The sequence below is a fragment of the Streptomyces sp. NPDC101490 genome, from assembly GCF_044767145.1.
Lineage (GTDB): Bacteria > Actinomycetota > Actinomycetes > Streptomycetales > Streptomycetaceae > Streptomyces.
In genome coordinates this window covers 105,843-125,471 of the sequence record NZ_JBIWNI010000009.1, presented here as the reverse complement: position 1 = coordinate 125,471, position 19,629 = coordinate 105,843, and the positions used below count along the sequence as shown (strand labels likewise).

The 19,629-nt window shown below is 73.2% G+C and carries 15 protein-coding genes and 1 pseudogene; 7 read left to right on the top strand and 9 right to left on the bottom strand.

Annotation, left to right across the window (positions count from 1 at the left end):
- Nucleotides 1-942, bottom strand: a pseudogene (locus tag ACIRQY_RS19335) (hypothetical protein); the annotation flags it as partial.
- Nucleotides 943-1,328: 386 nt separating this feature from the next.
- On the opposite strand from ACIRQY_RS19335, the gene ACIRQY_RS19330 reads away from it, so the two are divergent.
- The 3 genes from ACIRQY_RS19330 (at nt 1,329) to ACIRQY_RS19320 (ending at nt 3,668) form a co-directional block, all read left to right on the top strand.
- Complete coding sequence (locus ACIRQY_RS19330; protein ID WP_351789632.1) at nt 1,329-2,027, top strand: GPP34 family phosphoprotein; 699 nt, start codon at nt 1,329-1,331, stop codon at nt 2,025-2,027.
- Between the two features lie 290 nt (nt 2,028-2,317).
- Nucleotides 2,318-3,178 carry a helix-turn-helix transcriptional regulator gene (locus ACIRQY_RS19325; RefSeq protein WP_351789629.1) on the top strand — a complete coding sequence of 287 codons (861 nt, stop codon included), beginning with the start codon at nt 2,318-2,320 and terminating at the stop codon, nt 3,176-3,178.
- Nucleotides 3,179-3,467: 289 nt separating this feature from the next.
- Nucleotides 3,468-3,668: a DUF397 domain-containing protein gene (locus ACIRQY_RS19320; RefSeq protein ID WP_351789627.1), complete on the top strand. Its 201-nt coding sequence runs from the start codon at nt 3,468-3,470 to the stop codon at nt 3,666-3,668.
- Between the two features lie 137 nt (nt 3,669-3,805).
- Here the strand turns inward: ACIRQY_RS19320 and ACIRQY_RS19315 are convergent, their stop codons facing one another.
- A complete protein-coding gene (locus ACIRQY_RS19315; RefSeq protein ID WP_403927139.1) occupies nt 3,806-4,648 on the bottom strand; it encodes a hypothetical protein in 843 nt (280 codons plus the stop codon).
- An 82-nt stretch (nt 4,649-4,730) separates the two neighbouring features.
- On the opposite strand from ACIRQY_RS19315, the gene ACIRQY_RS19310 reads away from it, so the two are divergent.
- A complete protein-coding gene (locus ACIRQY_RS19310; protein WP_403927137.1) occupies nt 4,731-5,513 on the top strand; it encodes an SDR family oxidoreductase in 783 nt (260 codons plus the stop codon).
- A 207-nt stretch (nt 5,514-5,720) separates the two neighbouring features.
- Here the strand turns inward: ACIRQY_RS19310 and ACIRQY_RS19305 are convergent, their stop codons facing one another.
- Both ACIRQY_RS19305 and ACIRQY_RS19300 read right to left on the bottom strand, forming a co-directional pair.
- Nucleotides 5,721-6,839, bottom strand: coding sequence for an ADP-ribosylglycohydrolase family protein (locus ACIRQY_RS19305; RefSeq protein WP_403927134.1), 1,119 nt, complete (start codon nt 6,837-6,839; stop codon nt 5,721-5,723).
- Nucleotides 6,840-7,143: 304 nt separating this feature from the next.
- Complete coding sequence (locus tag ACIRQY_RS19300) at nt 7,144-10,827, bottom strand: S8 family peptidase (protein WP_403927131.1); 3,684 nt, start codon at nt 10,825-10,827, stop codon at nt 7,144-7,146.
- A 263-nt stretch (nt 10,828-11,090) separates the two neighbouring features.
- Here ACIRQY_RS19300 and ACIRQY_RS19295 point away from each other — a divergent pair, with 263 nt between their 5' ends.
- Nucleotides 11,091-12,152: a helix-turn-helix domain-containing protein gene (locus ACIRQY_RS19295; RefSeq protein ID WP_351789613.1), complete on the top strand. Its 1,062-nt coding sequence runs from the start codon at nt 11,091-11,093 to the stop codon at nt 12,150-12,152.
- Nucleotides 12,153-12,273: 121 nt separating this feature from the next.
- On the opposite strand, the gene ACIRQY_RS19290 is transcribed toward ACIRQY_RS19295, so the two are convergent.
- From ACIRQY_RS19290 to ACIRQY_RS19275, 4 genes are read right to left on the bottom strand one after another with little or no spacing between them, the layout of a single operon-like run.
- Nucleotides 12,274-14,868, bottom strand: coding sequence for a bifunctional FO biosynthesis protein CofGH (locus ACIRQY_RS19290; RefSeq protein ID WP_403927127.1), 2,595 nt, complete (start codon nt 14,866-14,868; stop codon nt 12,274-12,276).
- Nucleotides 14,869-14,923: 55 nt separating this feature from the next.
- The gene (locus ACIRQY_RS19285) at nt 14,924-15,277 is read right to left on the bottom strand and encodes a hypothetical protein (protein WP_403927124.1); all 354 of its coding nucleotides are present in this window, start codon (nt 15,275-15,277) and stop codon (nt 14,924-14,926) included.
- Nucleotides 15,274-15,735 carry a prevent-host-death family protein gene (locus tag ACIRQY_RS19280; protein WP_403927122.1) on the bottom strand — a complete coding sequence of 154 codons (462 nt, stop codon included), beginning with the start codon at nt 15,733-15,735 and terminating at the stop codon, nt 15,274-15,276. The genes ACIRQY_RS19285 and ACIRQY_RS19280 overlap by 4 nt, the downstream gene beginning before the upstream one ends.
- A 60-nt stretch (nt 15,736-15,795) precedes the next feature.
- The gene (locus ACIRQY_RS19275) at nt 15,796-16,626 is read right to left on the bottom strand and encodes an LLM class F420-dependent oxidoreductase (protein ID WP_403927119.1); all 831 of its coding nucleotides are present in this window, start codon (nt 16,624-16,626) and stop codon (nt 15,796-15,798) included.
- Between the two features lie 256 nt (nt 16,627-16,882).
- Between ACIRQY_RS19275 and ACIRQY_RS19270 the strand changes: the two genes are divergently transcribed.
- Nucleotides 16,883-17,350, top strand: coding sequence for a carboxymuconolactone decarboxylase family protein (locus ACIRQY_RS19270; protein ID WP_351789599.1), 468 nt, complete (start codon nt 16,883-16,885; stop codon nt 17,348-17,350).
- Nucleotides 17,351-17,587: 237 nt separating this feature from the next.
- A complete protein-coding gene (locus ACIRQY_RS19265; protein WP_351789597.1) occupies nt 17,588-17,800 on the top strand; it encodes a hypothetical protein in 213 nt (70 codons plus the stop codon).
- A 142-nt stretch (nt 17,801-17,942) separates the two neighbouring features.
- On the opposite strand, the gene ACIRQY_RS19260 is transcribed toward ACIRQY_RS19265, so the two are convergent.
- Nucleotides 17,943-19,508: an APC family permease gene (locus ACIRQY_RS19260; protein ID WP_403927116.1), complete on the bottom strand. Its 1,566-nt coding sequence runs from the start codon at nt 19,506-19,508 to the stop codon at nt 17,943-17,945.
- Between the last annotated feature and the right edge of the window lie 121 nt (nt 19,509-19,629).

Here is a 19,629-nt window from a genome sequence, read left to right as displayed (position 1 = left end):
CTCGGCGTCGGACCGGGAGGTCTCGGCGTCGGACCGGGAGGTCTCGGCGTCGGACCGGGAGGTCTCGGCGTCGGACCGGGAGGTCTCGGCGTCGGACCGGGAGGTCTCGGCGTCGGAATCGGCGGCGCCGGTCCCAGCCGCGACCGCACCGGGCTCCCTCTTGAGCGTGGTCGTCGGCTGGTCCACCGGATCGCCGGTCGCCCGGTCCGGCGCACCCTCGGCGCCGCTCACGGCCGTACCGGAGGTGGAGCCGGAGCCGGAGTCAGAGGCGGGCCGCCCCTGCGTCGTCGACTTCCGCGCGGCGAACCAGGACTCCGTGGCGGACTTCGCCTCCACGGGCTCCTCGTCCCCCTCGTCGTCGCCCGTCTCGTCGTCGGGGTCGGGCCCGGCGCCGGACTCGTCGCCGTCCTCGGGCGCGGGCTCCTCCTCCGGCTCGCCGTCACCGTCCCGCTCGGCCACGGGGTCGGAGTCCGGATCGGCCTCGTCGGCTTCGTCGGCCTCGTCGGCCCCGTCCCGCTCGGCCGGGGCCTCAGGGGCGGAGTCGGTCGCGGCTCCGGAGTCGTTCCCCACCCGCGAGTCGTCCTCGGGGCGCGAGGCGGCATCCGGGGCGCCGTCCGACGGGGAAGGCCCCTCCGGGTCCTCCGGGTCCTCCGTGTCCTCCGCCGTGGCGACCCACGCCGCCACGGCGGCCTTCAGCCGCCCGCCCTCCGGCTCGGCGTCCGCAGGGGCGTCGGTGTCCCGCCCGGCGCTCTCCGGCCCGCTGGCGGTCCTCGGCTCGGTGACGGTCTCCGGCTCGGACTCCGGACCCGTGGTGGCCTCCGGCACGGCGGTGGTCTTCGGCCCGGTGGCGGACTCCCGCTCCGACGTCTCCGGTCCGGCCGCCGCGTCGTCCTCCGGCGCGCGCGGCGCCAGGTTCTTGAGCACGGCCGTCCGCTCGTCCACCCAAACCCCCGACGACGCCGACGACGCCGACGACGGCGTGGAGTCCGGATCGGCGGGCGCCGCAACCGGAGCCGACGACGAGGCGTCTGACTCACGGAGCACGGAGAGCCGGGGATCCCGGCCGCCGCCCGAGGTCGTCGTCTCCTGCGACGACCGCTGCTGCTCCGCCATGTCGGGGGACTCGCCCGCCACCGTGCCTCCTTCAGCGTCATGCGTACGTTCGAACCATGTACCGGTCCGTGTACCAGTGTCCTGTGTGGACCCCTTGGCCCCCGTGCTAGACGAGAACGACATACCTACTGGTTCCCGGATGAAGCACCCAGGCGCTCTCGACAGATGAATGTGAGAGGGGTCACCCTGTCATTCATCCACGCGGGGAGGCATGGATGGGCAGGAGCCGCAGAACCATTCCGGAGGAGCTTCTGCTGCTCGCTCTGGACCCGGCCACGGGTACCACAGCGCAGCCGCAGTCGCTCGACCTGGGCCTGGCCGGCGCACAGCTAGTGGAGCTGGCGCTGGCAGGCCGGATAGCCCCAGACGGGGATCGTATCGCCGTGGTGATGCCACGGCCGACCGGAGATCCGACCTTGGACTCCGCACTGGAACTGCTGCGCAGACGCGGCAGTCCGGTTCGGGCCGTCCACTGGATCGGCGGACCCCGACTGGGGCTCCGTCAGACGTATCTCTCGCATCTGGAGCGATGCGGCATGGTTCATGCCGTGGAGGGCCAGATGTGCGGGGTGTTGCCGACGACTCGCTACCAGGCGACGGAGACGGCGATCAGTCGGGAGATCCGTTCCCGGCTGGACAGTGCGATCCGCACCGGCGTACCGCCGGACCCGCGGACCGCGGCGCTCGCCGCGCTGGCCCATGCGGTCGGTCTCGGCAAGCACCTCTACCCCGGCAACGAAGGAAGGTCGTCGCGGTCCCGGCTGCGCGACTTGATCCGGCACGACCCGATGGGCGGCCTCGTGGCACACGCCGTGATGGACGTCCAGAACGGCGCGGCGGCACAGCCGCGCCGGAGCGCCCCGGGCGTCCCGGCGCAGCCGCACGGCGGCATGGTCCGGGCAGCGGCGCTCTAGAGCGTGGTTCGGAAGCCCCGCCCGCCCTCTGGGCGGACGGCGCTCCTTTCGGAACACGCCCCGGGGCGTCACAGCGGTACTCAGCAGTACTCGGCGAGCGGGCACACGCTCGCCAGGCACCCCACCGGGAGCCGCACGAGGTGCGGGGCGGTCTCGACGACCGCCCCGCACACGCGCGTTCCCGGGCTCGCGTTGTGCTCGTTTTCCAGCGCGCACCGGGACTTTGGTGGCAGTCTGCCAAGCGGTAGATACTCACAGCTACGCAGCAGACAGCCGGAGGTGCAGTTTCCGTGGCGTCCAATGTCAACCCCACCGTCAGGCGACGCCGATTGGGCCAGGAGCTGCGACGGCTCCGGGAAGCGAAGAGCATGACGGCCGAGCAGGTCGCCGAGCGCCTCCTCGTCTCCCAGTCGAAGATCAGCAGGCTGGAGAACGGCCGCCGTTCGATCAGCCAGCGCGATGTGCGCGACCTCTGCGGGGTGTACGAGGTCGAGGACGAGCGCATGGTCGACTCGCTGATGCAGATGGCCAAGGACTCGCGCCAGCAGGGCTGGTGGCACGCCTTCGGCGACATCCCGTACAGCGTCTACATCGGACTCGAAACGGACGCGGAGAGCCTGCGGATGTACGAGCCGCAGATCATTCCGGGGCTGTTGCAGACGCACGCGTACGCCGAGGCGGTGATCTCCGGGGCGCTGCCGGAGTCGACGCCCGCGGAGATCGAGAAGCGCGTCACGGTCCGTACCCGGCGCCAGGAGCGCGTCCGGGACGAGGAGCGGCCGCTGCGGCTCTGGGCGGTCATCGACGAGGGCGCGCTGCACCGGATCGTCGGGAGCAGACAGTTGATGGTGGAGCAGCTGGAGCACCTGCTGGAACAGTCGCAGCTGCCGCACGTGACCGTGCAGGTGCTGCCGTTCGAGATGGGCGCGCACCCGGGCATCAGCGGGCAGTACTCGATCCTGGAGTTCCCGGACACCTCCGATTCGAGCGTGGTCTACATCGAGGGTGTGACGAGCGACCTGTATCTGGAGAAGACGCAGGACGTCGGCAAGTACAGCGTCATGTACGAGCACCTGCGGGCGCAGGCGCTGAACGTGGAGCAGACCCGGGAGTTCATCTCGGAGATGGCGAAGAAGCACGCCAGGGGCTGAGGCCGGGGCTTGGGCCGGGAGCCCGGGGGGCAACGGGGAGATCCCGGGAAGGGTCCCGGAAGGGAATCGGAAGGGGCTCGGAAGGACGTCGGGCGGGGCCGGAACACCGTTTCCCGCGCGACGGGTCAGGGAGCGTACACCCTTTGATCGTCGCCGAGGAAGCCTGGTTGGAATATGCCACTCGGACGTGTGAACGCCGGTCCCGCCGGACGGGGCCGGCGAGTAGCTTCGGTCACGCCGGCAAGAACGTTGGCGCGACACCTCACTGGCAGAACCGGAGCTGAGCAGCATGGCGATTATTCAGGGTGGTACCGACGCCTGGACGAAGTCCTCCTACTCCGGGGGGAACGGGGCCTGCGTCGAAGTGAAGTCCCCGGTCATGACCGCGATCGCGGTGCGGGACTCGAAGGCCCCCGAGGGTCCGTCCCTCTCCTTCGGCCCCGGGTCGTGGAACTCCTTCGTCGGCGAGGTGAGCAACGGGGCCCTCTGAGCCCCGCCGCCTCCGCCGCACCAGCGGTACGCACAAGCCCTCTCGTCCGGTCCGCCGTCCTGGCCGAGGGGGCTTCGGCATTTCCCGGGGCCGTACGCCCCCGGCACGGTCGTACGCCCCGGGGCCGCGCCGGGGGCTCAGCGCAGTTCGTCCACGTACCGGTCCGTGCCCGGGATCGTGGGGACGAAGGGGGCCACCAGTTCCACCCGGGCCGCGGGGGCGTCCGGGGCACCCAGGGCCCCCAGGTCGGTGAAGTGGTCCTGCCAGCAGGTGCGGGGGTCCTCCTCCAGGAACCACAGGAGGGTGAGGCGGGTGTCGACGGCCTCGACCTGTTTCACGTACGTCATGCGGTCGCCGGGCAGCGGGGTCGGGCGGAAGACGGTGACCATCGCCGCCGGTGACCCCGCGAGGCGGCGGGGCAGTTCGCGGTGGCACAGGTGGTCGAGGAGGGCCGCCCGCTCCCCGGGGTCCTCGGCGTCGACGACCTGGAGGATCAGCCCCGCGTAGGGGTGGTCGAGGGCGTGGAGGTCGCGCGGGCCCGCCGCGCCGTCGCGGTAGACGGTCGCCGCGTGGTCCTGGAACGCGGTGAAGACATGGGTCCGTTCCCGGTGGACGCGGGCGTCCCGGTTGAGCCGCTTGTTGATGCCGACGGTCCACTTCATGTGGTCGTCGTAGCGGCCCTCGGTGATCCAGTACGTGGAGAGGTAGCAGCCCGTGGTGACCGGCCGGGCGACGGCGGAGTCCTCCGGGACCCGCAGCTCCTGGAGCTCACGGGTGGCGACCCAGCGGCGGCCCGCGTACATCCAGGGCATGGCCATGGCGCCCGCGTAGTAGTGGTCGTCCTCGTACCAGCGGTTGTACGCGTACTCGTGGCCCGGGTGCGGCTCGACCATGGTGATCAGCGCGTGCCCCGGCCGCACCCCGTACGGGCCCACGGCGGCCAGTTCCGCGTACGTCTCGCTGCGGGTCTCCTCGCTCACGCTCGTACCCCTTCCCAAGTCGGTGACGGAGACCTACTCTGACGGGCCGTCAGATGAATGGCCAGGGGCGAGAGGGGTCGGGATGCTGCTCCGGGGAAAGACGGTCGTCGTGTCGGGGGTCGGCGCGGGGCTCGGCCACCGCGTCGCCGAGACGGTCGTCGGGGACGGCGGGAACGCGGTCCTCGGCGCCCGCACCGGGGCCAACCTCGTCAGGTCCGCCGCCGCGATCGACCCGGCGGGGAACCGGACCGCGCACCGGGTCACCGACATCACCGACGAGAAGCAGTGCGAGGCGCTGGCCGCCCTCGCCGTCGAGCGCTTCGGCGGGATCGACGCGGTCGTCCACGTCGCCGCCTGGGACTCGTACTTCGGCGGTCTTGAGGACGCCGACTTCGCCACCTGGCAGGGCGTCCTGGACGTCAACCTCCTCGGCACCCTGCGGATGACCCGGGCATGTCTCCCCGCGCTCAAGGAGCGCGGCGGCTCGGTCGTCCTGATCGGCACCCAGTCGGCCGTGGCCGCGCCCACCCAGGTGCGGCAGGCGGCGTACGCGGCCTCCAAGGGCGCGCTGACCTCGGCCATGTACTCGCTCGCGCACGAGCTGGGACCGCACCGCGTCCGGGTCAACACCGTGCTCCCGGGCTGGATGTGGGGGCCGCCGGTCGAGGCGTACGTACGGTTCGCCGCGCACACCGAGGGGGTGCCGGAGGCGGAGGTCCTCGGACGCCTCACCGAACGGATGGCCCTGCCCGAGCTCGCGACCGACGGGGACGTAGCCGACGCCGTCGCCTTCCTCGCCTCGGACCGCTCCCGCTCGATCACCGGCCAGTCCCTGCTGGTCAACGCGGGAGAGCTGATGCGGTGATCCCTCCGGGGACGGGGGGAGAGAGGGCGGGGGCGCCGGGCCTCGGGCCCGGACCTGCGGGATCGGGGCCGGGGCCGAGCGCCTTCCGGTCGGGCGCCCTCCAGCCCCGCACGGCCCGACGGGCGCCCTCCAGCCCCGCACGGCCCGACGGGCGCCTTCCGGCCCCGCACGGCCCGACGGGCGCCCTGCGGTCCCGGGCCGCCCCCCTCAGGCTCTCGGGTAGCGGGTCAGCCAGCCCGGGGAGGCGTCCGTCGGGCTGTGCAGGGCCGGGCCCTGGGTCATCTCCATCGCGAAGTCGTCCGCGAGCTCCAGGACCGTCGGGCGGCCCTCCAGCTCTGCGAGCCAGGCCGGGGGCAGGGCCGTCTCGCCGTGCAGGGCGCCGAGCAGCGCGCCCGTGAGCGCCCCGGTGGCCGCCGACGGGCCGTCGTGGTTCACCGCGAGCCGCAGCCCGTGCCGTACGTCCTCGCCGACCAGCGCGCAGTACACGGCCGCCGCCAGCTGCCCCTCCGCCCGGTCCTCGGCCGCGCCGAGCGCGGTCACCCGGTCCGGGTCAGGTGCCCCCTCCCGTACGGCCGCCAGGGCGCGGTCGAGCGCCTCGCCGACCTGTTCGTGACCGGGGCGGGCCGCCAGCTGCTCCAGGGCCCGGCCGACGGACGCCTCGACGGTGCCGCCCCGGGCGAGCCCGTGCACGATGACGGCGAAGGCGCCCGCGGCCAGTCCGGCGGCGGGGGCTCCGTGGCTCTGCGCGGCGCACTCCACGGCGAGCTGGCAGACGAGCTGCGGTTCCCAGCCGACGAGCAGGCCGAAGGGGGCGGAGCGGACGAGGGCGCCGGAGTCGGCGGCGGACGGGTTCTTGGGCTTGTCGAGGGTGCCGAGGACCTCGTCGCCGAAGCCGGTGAGGCAGGCGCGGGGCGGGTTGCGGCGGGTGTAGAGCCACTCCTCGCGGGCCAGCCAGCCGTTGTCCCCGCGCCGTTCGTCGGGGCCCCAGTCGCGCTGGGTGGCGGCCCAGCGCAGATGGGCCCGGTGGACGTCGGTGGGCGGGTGCCAGGCGCCGGTGTCGCGGCGGACCTGGGCGCGGATCAGGCCGTCGACGGTGAACAGGCCCATCTGGGTGGCGGCGGTGACCGCGCCCCGGCGGCCGTGCGCGGGGGCGGGCTCGGTGAGTCCCCCGGGGCCGTGGGCCTCGCGGAGTTCGGCGAGCGTACGGCCCTCGGCGCCCGCGCCCAGGGCGTCGCCCAGGGCGCCGCCGAGCAGACAGCCCCGGACGCGGGCGCGGAAGTCCTGTTGTTCGGCGCGGCCCCACACGGCCGCGGCTGTCGTGGCCACGACGCGCCCCCTCCCCCGTAGACCGGTCTGCGCAGCACTGTAATGGACCGGGTACGCCCGCTCGGGGGCCGGAACGTTATGTGATCCGACGCCCTTCCGGCCACTTTTGACCGCAGTTGGCCGGGGATGGCGAAAGGCCGGGGCACCCGTGTGGGGATGCCCCGGCCTTCCTGTCAGCGGTCCCTCAGCGGTCCCTCAGAGGTTCCTCAGTGGTCGTTCAGAGGTTCCTCGGTGGTTCTTCAGAGGCTCCTCGGTGGTTCTTCAGCGGTCCTCCGGGGATCCCCGGAGATCCTCCGGCGGACCGTCAGCGGCGGACCTGGTAGGCCCTCGTCACCGTCTGGTCGACGGAGTTGCCGTCGGCGTCGGTGGCGGTGACCCGCAGCGAGACGAAGCCCGCGGCGGACGGGTTGTCGATCCGGCCGTTCAGAGCGCCGTCCAGACGGACCTGCCGCCAGGAGGCGCCGTCGTCGTACGAGGCCCACAGCTTCACCCCGGTGATCTTCGAGCCGGTCAGGCCCTTGGGGTGCCGCACGCCGAGGCCGACGGACGTCCGGGACTTCGTCCGGGCGCTGTTGGCCAGGTCGGTGCCGAGGCGGTAGTCGACCGACAGGACGGGCAGCGGCGTCCGGCCCTCGCCCCGCTCGGAGTGGAAGCGCCAGTCGGTGCGGACCCCGGTGGAGGTCGTCCAGCCCGGCTCGTCGCGCCGCACGTCGGTGACCACGCGGTACTCGGCGCGCTCCGGGACCACCGGGAAGGCGACGGAGGCGGAGGGGGCGGTGCCGAGGAGCGTGCCGTCCCGGTAGACCGTGGTCAGCTCCTTGTCGGCGCCGCTGCGCAGGGCGGTCCACCGGCCGGAGCCGCTGTCGAGGAGTCCGACGGCCCCGATCCCGGCGAGCGCTCCGTCACGGACGGCCGCGTTGTCCAGCCCGTCCGGCAGCGCGGTGCGGACCACGGCCTTGTTCCAGTCGCGGCGCACCTTCTGGCCGGGGGCCAGCGTGGTGCCGGTCGTGACCTGCCAGGCGCCGCCCGCCGTCCATACGGGGCCGAGCTTCATGGCCTCGCCGGTGCTCAGGCCCGGGGTGACGTACTCGGTCAGGGTCCGCTGGAGCGTCACCCGTCCGTAGAGGTAGTTCGCCACCGGCTGCATCGGGGAGCGGGTCAGTCTGCTGTATCCGGCCTCGGCCCCGGCGGTCGCGCCGTGGAACCGGGTGTCGACCGTGGCGAGTTCCCCGGCCCGGACGCGGTAGCGCTGGTCGGCGGGGACGCGGCCGTTGGTGTACTTGAGGAGGTCGTAGGAGTACGGGCTGACCGCCGTGCCGGAGAACGCGATCCGGGCGCCGGACAGGGACATCAGGCGCTCGCCCTCGGCGCCGGAGACCGTCATCGCGGGGATGCGGGTCTCCTGCTGGCGCCAGTGGCCCGCCAGCCAGTTGCCGGGGGTGTCGTTGGCGACGATCACGGCGACCGCTCCGGCGTCGGCGGCGGCGTCGACCTGCGCGTACGTCGTGGTCTTCGCGTCGTCCCGCTTCACCAGCGCGACCTTGCCCCGGACGTCCTCGCCGGGCCTGGCGACCCGCAGGACCCGGGTGCCGTCGAAGCGGGCGGAGCCGATCCAGCCTTGGAAGTAGGAGGCGTCGAGGGTGCGGCCGCCGTGGCCGAGGAGCCGGGCCGAGAGCGCGGGGGCGGACAGCGTCCAGCCGACGCGCGACTCGAAGAGGCGGTCCTCGGTGGACTCCGAGGGCACGGAGTACACCGCCGTCTCACCGCCCAGCCAGGTCTCGCGGTCGTGGATCACGCCCGTGGTGGCGCGGGCGGAGACGCCGACCCTGACCCGGTTGGCCTCGGACGGCAGCGGGGTGGTCATGGTGACCCGGCCCGCCTTGGAGCCGTCGAAGAGGAGGGTCCGGTCGGAGTCGATCAGGGCGCCGGGCCGGGCCGCGTAGGTGTACTCGTGGAGCCTGCTCCAGTCGGGGCTGTAGTGGAACACCTCGGCGGTGAAGGAGTGTTCGCCGCGCGGGACCCGGATCACGACCGTCCCGTCCTCGCCGACCGGGTACGTCTCCGGGAGCTGCACCTTGTCCAGGGTGGTGTCGGTGACCGCCGCGATGCCCTTGGTGGGCCTGCCGTCGCGGTCGAGGACCTTGAGCGTGACGTCGAAGCGCCGCACGTCCCGGCCGAAACCGATCGCGGTGACGGCCGTGGTCCCGTCGGCGGCGCGGGCGGTGACGTGGGCGCCGTGCGAACCGGTCGCGACGCCCGCGGTGTCGAGGGTGACGGCGACCTCGGCGGTGCCGTGCGCCGGTACGGTCACCGAGTCGGCGCCGAGGGCGAGGACACCGGCGGGGAGCCGCTCGCCCGCCTCGCCGAGGGTGAGCGCCAGCGTGACGGGGGCGTCGCCGTCGTTGACGTACTGGATCTTCTTCTCGACCGGGGCGGAGTCGTCCCAGCCGCGCAGGCCGAAGTCGACGGTGCCGCTGGCGGAGACCGGCTGGCGTACCGCGCGCGCCACGTCGACGCGTCCGGCGCCCTGGGCGTACACGGAGGTGTCGGCGGTGGTCTTCGCGGTGCTGATCAGCTGGTTCTTCAGCTGTGCGGGCGACCAGTCGGGGTGGCGCTGGGCGAGGATCGCGGCGGCGCCCGCCACGTGCGGGGTGGCCATGGAGGTGCCGCTGGCGCTGGTGTAGAAGTCGCCCGCGGGCGTGCCCATGGTGGTGCCGGCGGCGCGGGCCGCGACGATCCGGACGCCGGGGGCGGTGATCTCCGGCTTGAGGCCGCCGTCACCGCGCGGGCCCCGGCTGGAGAAGTTCGCGACGGCGTCGGCGGAGTCGACCGCGCCGACGGTCAGGGCCGCGGCGGCGGCGCCGGGCGAGCCGACCGTCTTCGCGCCGGGGCCGCTGTTGCCCGCGGCGATGGTGAACAGCGCGCCGGTGCTGGCGGTGAGCTGGTTGACCGCGAGCGACATGGGGTCGGTGCCGTCGGCGCCCTCCTGGCCGCCGAGGCTCATGGACACGACCTTGGCGCCGGAGCGCGCGGCCCACTCCATGCCCTCGATGATGCCGGACTCCGAGCCGGAGCCGTCGTCGCCGAGGACCTTGCCCACCAGCAGCTTCGCGCCGGGGGCCACGCCCTTGTACGTGCCTCCGGAGGCGGCGCCGCTGCCGAGGATCGTGGAGGCGACGTGGGTGCCGTGGCCGTGGCCGTCGCGGGCGGTCTCGCCGGGCACGAAGCTGCGGCTCTCGACGAGGCGGTCGGCGAGGTCGGGGTGGGTGGCGTCGACGCCGGTGTCGAGGACGGCGACCTTGACGCCGGTGCCGTCGTATCCGGCGGCCCACGCCTCGGGGGCGCCGGTCTGCGGGACGCTCCGGTCGAGGAGGGCGTCGACCTTGCCGTCGAGCCAGAGGCGCTGGATGCCGCCGGAGAGCCGGGCCCGGGGGGTGCCCGCGCGGGCGCTGTCGTCGTCGACGGCCTCCCAGAACGTGTCGCCCTTCGCCTTGTCGGCGCTGACGGCCGCGCCGCGCACACCGGGGAGCGCCCGGGTGAGGCGGGCGCCCTCGGGGGTGGGGGCGGTGGCGGAGTCGTAGCGCACGATCAGCGGGGTGGCCGCGCGGTGGGCGTCGTCGAAGCCCTGGGCGACGAGCTGGGTGACGTTGAACAGGCGCTTGTCGACCCGGCCGTTGTGGATCAGCGGCTCGACGTCCCGGGGTATGACGTAGACGTCGGTGCCGACGGTGTACGTGCGCAGCCCGGTGGCGTCGGTCCGGTACGGGGTGACGTTGACGGCCACGGTCTTCCCGGCCCGGGTGGCGACGGTCACCTTGTCGCCGGTCACCAGGGTGACTGTCGCGGTGCGGACAGCGTCCCGGGGCGCGGCGGTCACCGCGTCCTCCCCGGCCGCCGGGAGGGGGGCGGCACCGTACGCGAAGCCTCCGGCGGCCATGGTGGCCGCCAGGGCGAAGCTGAGCAGTGCGGTTCTCCGTCTGCGTCGCATGGTGAGGCGCTCCTTCCGCCGGCGGGGGGTCCGTGTCCGGCGGAACCAAGAGTCAACAGAAAGGATCACCTCCGCTACGGTCCGCGACTGACGAAGAAGCGACATGTCCACCCGCCGCCACTTCGTGCCGTTCACCGCCCGGGGATGGGGCCCCTGTGGTAATGCGGACTCTCGTTTCCCATGGGGTTGGTGTGGTTTGATCACGCCCTGTTCGGGAGCGGTCGCGTCGGCCGGGGCGGGGGGACGTCGTGGGAGAAGGGCACATGCTGGAGGCGGCGGGGGTCGGCGCCACGGAGGAACGCGTGTACCGCTTCCTCGTCGGGGCGCGGGAGTCCGACGCCGCCGGGATCGCCGCGCGGCTCGGTCTCGACGTGGCGCGGGTCCACTGGCTGCTGTCGTCGCTCCACGACAAGGGTCTGGTGGGGCGGGTCGCCGATCCGCCGGAGGGCGGGCCCGAGCGGTACGTGCCGGTGGCGCCCGACGCGGCACTGCGCCCGCTGCTGCTGCGCGGGCACGAGGCCCTGGAGTGGGCGCGGCGGGGGGTGGAGCAGCTCGCCGAGGAGTACCGGGCGGGGGGCCGTCGGCACGACGCCGGGCAGCTCGTCGAGGTGATCACCGGGGCCGGTGTGATCCGGCAGCGGCTGCGGCACATGGCGTACGCGGCGAGCGAGATGCGCTGGCTCTGCAAGGCGCGGCCGGTGGCGCTGGCGGCGGCGGAGAACGACGAGGAGTGGGAGCTGCTCGCCCGGGGGGTGCGCTACAAGACGATCTACGAGCGCGAACTGCTCGAAGTGCCCGGCATGGTGGACAACGTCGCCCGGAGCATCCGCGCGGGCGAGCAGGCGCGGGCGGCCGTCGGATCGCTGCCGGTCCGCCTGGTGATCGCGGACAGTTCGATGGCCATCTGCCCCCTGGTGTACGAGAGCCGGGGCGAAGAGGCCGGGGCCGGTACGGAGGGGGCCGGGGACCCGGCCGGGCGGGGCGCCGAGCCGACCGCCGCCGTGGTCCACAGCAGCAGTCTGCTGGACGCGCTGATCGCCCTGTTCGAGAGCCAGTGGGTGGCGGCGTCCCCGCTGCACGTCACGGACTCGGGCGAGCTGGCCGACCTCGGCGAGGGCCCGCGCCCGGCGGTCCAGCTGGCCGACGACGAGCGCTATCTGCTGTCGCTGATCGTCGCCGGGGTCGCGGACAAGGCCATCGCCTCCCAGCTGTGGGTCAGCCAGCGCACGGTCCAGCGCCGGGTCCAGGCCCTGATGCACCGCGCCGGAGCGCTGACCAGGACCCAGCTGGTGTGGCAGGCGGCGCAGCGGGGGTGGCTGGGCTGACCCTCCCGCCCGGAGGGCCGTCCTCACGGAGACCCTCCCGCCCGGGGAGCCGTCCTCCCGGAGGGCGGCCCGCCCGGGGAGCCGTCCTCCCGGAGAGCCGCCCGTCCGGTGGCCGGTTCCGTCAGGCCTGGCCCTCCGGCGGGAGGACCGGGAGGAGTTCGGGGAGGTGGCCGTCGGAGGTCCTGGCGGCGCGCTGCCGTTCCTCCGGGACCTCGCCGTACAGGGTCGTGCGGGGCTTCGCCGGGCGGCCGGCGGCCTCCGCGATGGCCTCCAGGTCGCGGATCGAACGGTACGAGCCGTAACTCGATCCGGCCATCCGGGAGATGGTCTCCTCCATCAGGGTGCCGCCGAGGTCGTTCGCGCCCGAGCGGAGCATCTCGGCGGCGCCCTCCGCGCCCAGTTTCACCCAGCTGGTCTGGATGTTGGGGATGTGCGGGTGGAGGAGGAGGCGGGCCATCGCGGTGACCGCGCGGTTGTCGCGGACGGTCGGGCCGGGGCGGGCGATGCCCGCGAGGTAGACGGGGGCGTTGGTGTGGATGAAGGGGAGGGTCACGAACTCGGTGAAGCCGCCGGTCTCCTGCTGGACGCGGGAGAGGGTGCGGAAGTGGCCGAGCCAGTGCCGGGGCTGGTCCACGTGCCCGTACATCATGGTCGAGCTGGACCGCAGGCCCAGTTCGTGGGCGGTGGTGATGACCTCGATCCAGGTGGCGGTGGGCAGTTTGCCCTTGGTGAGGACCCAGCGGACCTCGTCGTCGAGGATCTCGGCGGCGGTGCCGGGGATCGAGTCGAGCCCGGCCTCCTTGGCGGCGGTGAGCCATTCCCGGATGGAGAGGCCGGTGCGGGTGGCGCCGTTGACGACCTCCATCGGGGAGAAGGCGTGCACGTGCATCCCGGGGACGCGCTCCTTCACCGCGCGGGCGATGTCGAAGTAGGCGCTGCCGGGCAGGTCGGGGTGGATGCCGCCCTGCATGCAGACCTCGACGGCGCCGACGTCCCACGCCTGCTGGGCGCGGTCCGCGAGCTGGTCGAGGGAGAGGGTGTACGCGTCGGCGTCGGTGCGGCGCTGGGCGAAGGCGCAGAACCGGCAGCCGGTGTAGCAGACGTTGGTGAAGTTGATGTTCCGGGTGACGACATAGGTGACCTCGTCGCCGGAGACGGACCTGCGGACGTCGTCGGCGATCCGGGTGAGCGCGTCGAGCGCGGGCCCGTCGGCGTGCAGCAGGGCGAGGGCCTGGGCGTCGGTGAGCCTCGTCGGGTCGTCGGCGGCGACGGCGAGGGCCTCGCGGACGTCGGCGTCGACGCGCTCGGGGACCATCCCGGGGGCGGCGGCCTCGCGGAGCGACTCCCAGTCGCCGTACACCTCGTCGAAGTCGTCGCGCCGGTCGTGGGTGCGGCCGGTGGTGTCGATGGTGTGGTGCAGATCGGTGCGGCCGGTGCCGGTGAAGGTCTCGTCGGGCTCCTGCCAGGGCAGGCCCCTGACGGGCGCGTCGGGGTTCGCGAGGCCGGTGGCGGGGTCGGCGAGGGCGCGGACGTGCGGGACGATCCTGGGGTCGAGCCAGGGTTCGCCCCGGGTGATGAACTCGGGGTATACGCAGAGGCGTTCGCGCAGCTCGAACCCGGCCGCGCGGGACCGCTCGGCCAGTTCCTCGATCTTCGGCCAGGGCCGCTCGGGGTTGACGTGGTCGATGGTGAGCGGGGAGACCCCGCCCCAGTCGTCGATACCGGCCGCGATCAGCCGCTCGTACTCCGCGTCGACGAGGTTCGGCGGGGCCTGGAGGCAGGCGGCGGGGCCCATGATGTGCCGGGCCACGGCGACGGTGGCGACGAGGTCGTCGAGTGCGGCGTCCGGCATTCCGCGCATGGCCGTGTCCGGCTTGGCGCGGAAGTTCTGGATGATCAGTTCCTGGATCGAGTGGTAGGCGCGGGAGATCCGGCGGAGCGCGAACAGCGACTCGGCGCGCTCCTCCAGGGTCTCGCCGATGCCGAGGAGCAGCCCGGAGGTGAAGGGGACGGAGGAGCGTCCGGCGTCCTCCAGGACACGGAGGCGGACGGCGGGTTCCTTGTCGGGGGACCCGTGGTGGGGGCCGCCGGGCTCGGACCAGAGGCGGGTGGCGGTGGTCTCCAGCATCATGCCCATCGAGGGGGCGACGGGCTTGAGTCGCTGGAAGTCGGTCCAGGACAGGACCCCGGGGTTGAGGTGCGGGAGGAGACCGGTCTCCTCCAGAATGCGGATCGCCATGGCCCGCACGTACGCGACGGTGTCGTCGTAGCCGTGCGCGTCGAGCCATTCGCGGGCCTCGGGCCAGCGGTCCTCGGGCTTGTCGCCGAGGGTGATCAGGGCTTCCTTGCAGCCGAGTTCCGCGCCGCGCCGGGCGATGTCGAGGACCTCGTCCGGGGACATGAACATGCCGTGCCCGGCCCGGCGGAGCTTGCCGGGGACGGTGACGAAGGTGCAGTAGTGGCACTTGTCGCGGCAGAGGCGGGTGAGCGGTATGAAGACGCTCTTCGAGTACGTGATGGTCCCGGGGCGTCCGGCCGCCGCGAGACCCGCGTCGCGGACCCGTCCGGCGGAGGCGACGAGATCGGCCAGGTCGTCACCGCGCGCCCGCAGCAGCACGGCGGCCTCGCCGACGTCGAGCGCGACCCCGTCCCTGGCCCTGCGCAGGGCACGTCGCATGGCGTTCGCGGTGGGCCGGGCTTCCTGGTGATCCGTCATGAACCGAGCATACGAGCGCCGCACACCCCGGCGCTCCGGGTGCCCGCGGGGAGGGTCAGGTCGCGCCCCCGGGGTGCCTCGGCGCGGCATACACCAGGTGCACCGTACGGCGGAGGGCGTCGACGAGATACCGGACCCGGCCTCCTGCGGTCACCTCGTACTCCCACTGAGGGTAGACGCGGCCGCCGAGGGTCCCGGTGGCGAGACGGCCGCGCGGCCGGTGCCGGCGGTCCGGGTCCCCCTGCCGGAGCGGGTCACGGCGGAGGGCGTCGAAACAGCGCCTGGTGTTGCCGGGGGCCTCGGCGGCGAGTTCGCCCCAGCCCTTTGCCGCTTCGTTCGTCGCGAAGCGCAGGCGCCACTCCTCACCGACCGGCGGCGGGGCGACGTCGTCGCCGCGCTCGGGCGTCACGAAGCCGCCACCTCGCCGTGGTCCTCGTCCGGGAGGGACCGGGTGAGCTGGGCCGTGAGGCCCGGGTCGGCGAGGATGCGGGCCGTCGCCCGCCACTCCGCGATCGTGCGGTGCAGGGTGGCGTGGACATCGAGTTGTGCGGCGTCGTGCGTCGCCGCCAGGAGGTCGTGGACGAACTCCCGGACCTCCTCGGCGGAGAGGTGCCGTACCCAGGGGAAGACCGAGGGAAGGGCGCGCCCTATGACGCGTGCCCCGTCGTCCATGGCCAGGAGCGCCGCGAGGAGGCGGGCCGTGACGTCGGCGGTCTCCTCGCGGTCCTGGTCGTACCGGGCGGTGGTGAGGTAGAGGTCCTGCCCGTCGCGTCGGGTGACGAGCAGGCGGTACTCGCTGTCGAGCCGTTCGGCGACCCGCTTCGAGTTCTTGGAGAGCTCGGAGAAGGAGACAGTCTGCGTCAGCATGGACCGACCATACTTCGGAACGTGTTCCGAAGTCAATCGAGCATCGGGCGAATACCGGCGTCAGACGAACGGGGCGTACGCGTCCAGTGTTCTCAGTACCTCCGCCTCCGGTGCGGACGGGAGCTGGAGGACGACCTCCTCGCAGCCGAGGTCCGTGTAGTGGGCGAGCTTGCCGGGGGTGGGCTGGACCGCGTACGGGACGATGTGCAGGGCCTCCGGGTCGCGGCCCGCCCGCTCCCAGGTCTCGCGGAGCGCCGGGAGCGCCTCCGTCAGGCCTCCGCCGCCGATCGGCAGCCAGCCGTCGGCCCAGTCTGCGGTCGCGGCGAACAGCTTGGGCCCGCCCGCCCCGCCCACGAGGACCCGGAGGGCGCCCCCGACGGGCTTGGGCCAGGCCTCGGAGGCGCGTACGGAGTCCCCGTGCTTCCCCTCGTACGCGGTGGGCTCCGGCGCCCACAGAGCCCGCATCAGATGGACCCGGTCGGCGACCAGATCCCGCCGGGCGGCCCAGTCCACGCCGTGGTCGGCGGCCTCCTCGCGGTTCCAGCCGAAGCCGACGCCGAGGGTGAAGCGCCCGCCGGAGAGGTGGTGGAGGGTGGCGGCCTGCTTGGCCAGGGCGATCGGGTCGTGCTGGGCGACCAGGGTGACGCCGGTGCCGAGGTGGAGGCGTTCGGTGACGGCGGCGGCCTGGGCGAGGGCCACGAAGGGGTCGAGGGTGCGGGCGTACTCATGGGGCAGTTCCCCGCCCATCGGGTAGGGCGTGGTCCGTTCGACCGGGATGTGGGTGTGCTCGGGCAGGTAGAGCCCGCCGAAGCCGCGCTCCTCCAGCGCGCGGGCGAGCCGCAGGGGGGTGATGGTCTCGTCGGTCAGGAAGATCGTGGTCGAGATCCGCATGGGGGCACGGTAGGGCGTGCGGGCCGGATTTCCGAGGGGTCCGGCCGCCACCGGGCCACGGGCCCCGGGCGCCGCCGCGCCGCCCTTACGGGCCCGGGCCGTCCCGACCTGCGGCCGTCCGCCCGTCCGCAGGACCGGGGGCCGGGGCCGTCGGAAAGAAAGTTTCCGGGAACTCGTCACATCTTCGGCGCGCGGTCCGTCAGTGCTGTGGAAGCGGCGGGACGGCCCGCCCCCGAGACGTCGAGGAGCGATCACCATGGCGTACGAGCCCAAGGCCCGCATGACCCATCCCGCCTACGTCCTGCCGGAGGCCGGAGCCGCGATCCAGGACCTGGTGAAGGCCACCCGGCGGGGCGGGGTGGCCGAGTCCGTCCTGGAGCTGGTGCACCTGCGGGCAAGCCAGATCAACAACTGCGGTTTCTGCGTCGACTTCGGGGCGAGGAGCGCGCGGAAGAACGGGGTGGACGACGAGAAGCTGTTCGCGGTCGCCGCCTGGCGCGAGACCCCGTACTTCTCCGAGGAGGAGCGGGCGGCCCTGGCCCTGGCGGAGGCGGCCACCCGGCTGGCCGACGCCCCGGACGCGGTGCCGGACGAGATCTGGGACGCGGCGGCCGACCACTTCGACGAGAAGCAGCTCGCCTCGATCGTCCTGATGATCGGCCTCACGAACCTGTTCAACCGCCTGAACGTGACCGTCCGGCAGCCGGCCGGAACGGCCCTGTGAGCGGGGGCGGGGGCGGGGGCCCGTGCCGGGAGCCGTGAGCGGGGCCGGGGACGGCGCCGGGGGGCCGGGAGCGGCGGTGGGGGGCCGGGAGCGGCGGCGGGGGCGGCGCGAGGCCCGGCGCGCCCCCGCCCCGGCGGGCGGCCCGCACGCTCCCCGGCCCCCGTCCCCCGGCCCGAGAACATCCGGCCCAAGACATCCGGTCGTAACCGGACCCGGCCCCTCCGCGTTGGTGCGGGCATGAAGAAGATCCTGACCGCCGTCGCCCTGACCTGTTTCGCCGCGAGTGGCGGCGCCCTCGCCGCCGGGACCGCCGCCGCCGACACCGGGGGCCTGAACCTGCCCTCGGTGGTGCCGCTCAGCGGGGTCCTGAACCCGAAGGCCAAGCCCGCCGCCTCGCCCGACCTGCCGCCCGCGAACACGATGGTCGAGAGCCTGCTCCCCCGGCACTGACCACCCGGCCGGGAAGACGGCCGGGAAGACGGCCGGGAAGACGGCCGGAAACCGCGCGGAGAGCGACGAAGGTGGCGAGACCCCCCACGGGCCCGCCACCTTCGTCGTTCTCCGGGACGGCCCGGAGGCCGTCAGGAAGCCGTCAGTCGGCGATCACCAGCGACGGCGTCTCCTTCGTCAGGACCTCGCCCCGGAAGAAGGCGGGGCTCCTGCGCTGCATGACCAGCATGATCACCACGCCGAGCAGCAGCAGTCCGACGCCGATCACGAAGACCGAGCCGACGCCGAGGACGGCGGAGCCGGAGCCGTACGCCGGGTCCCACATGTCGTAGAGCGTCTTGCCGAAGACGGCGGTCAGCATCGTCCCGCCCAGCAGCGGCATCAGGCCCTTGAAGGCGAAGTCCCGGCCGGAGCGGAACAGCTCGCCGCGGAAGTACCAGACGCAGGCGAAGGCGGTCAGCGCGTAGTAGAAGCAGATCATCAGACCGAGCGCGTAGATCGTGTCGACCAGGACGTGCTCGCTGACCAGGGTCATCACCGTGTAGAAGACGCCGGTGGCGACACCGGCGACGACGGTCGCCTTGCCGGGGGTCTTGAAGACCGGGTGGACCTTGGTGAAGGACTTCGGCAGGGCCTCGTACGTGGACATCGCGAGGACCGTGCGGGCGACCGGGATGAAGGTCGTCTGGAGGCTGGCGGCTGCCGAGGCGAGGACGGCGACGAAGAGCAGGACGCCGAGCGTCGGGCCCATGACCGGTCCGGCGAGGGCGGCGAAGACGTTGTCGGAGGTCTCGGGGTTGGCGAGGCCGAGGCCCTGTTCGCCGGAGCCGACGACCATCTGGGCGGCGATGCCGGTGGCCAGGTAGGAGCCGACCAGGACGACCATCGCGATGAGCGCGGCGCGGCCGGGGGTCCTGGCGCTGCCGGTGGTCTCCTCGTTGGTCGCCATGCAGGCGTCCCAGCCCCAGTACATGAAGATCGAGAGCGAGAGGCCCGCGGTGAAGGCGGCGAAGGACTGGACCGCGAAGGGGTTCATCCAGGACCAGGAGAAGTCCACCGAGGTCTCGAAGGACCCGGCCTTCGACAGGGCCATGCCCACGAAGACGGCGAGGACGACCAGCTGGAGGCCGACGAGGGTGTACTGGACGCCCTTGGTGGCGGTCATGCCCCGGTAGCTGATCGCGGTGGCGGCGGCGATGAGCGCCAGGCAGGTGAGGATGTGGACGGCCTTGTTGTCGTCCAGGGCGGCGATGGAGGCGTTGCCGCTGATCTCGCCCGCGAGCAGCCAGAAGTAGGAGGTCGCCACCCCGGCCAGGTTGGAGAGCACGATGATCGTCGCGATCACCAGGCCCCAGCCGCACATCCAGCCGATCCTGGGGCCGAAGGCCTTCACGGTCCAGGTGAACGAGGTGCCGCAGTCGGGCATGACCCGGTTGAGCTCCCGGTACGCGAAGGCGACGAGGAGCATGGGGAGGAAGCCCGCGAGGAAGATGGCGGGCATCTGCAGTCCGACCTCGCCCGCGGTCGAGCCGAGGGTGGAGGTCAGGCAGTAGACGGGGGCGACGGTCGAGATGCCGATGACGGCACTGCCGAGGAGGCCGACGGAGTTCCCGCCGAGGCCTTTGGTGCGCACGCCGTTGGTGTCGCCAGGGGCATTGACGCCCCTTACCGTGTCTCCGGCCGGGGGCCGGGCTTCCACCTGAGTCATGAACAGGACGTTAAATCATGCGGTTTCCACATCCGGAGGATCCAAATCCGCTCATCTGATCGATCATCGCCTTTCAATGCGGGGGTCGAATCAGACACCCGCCAATGATTGGAAGATCGAC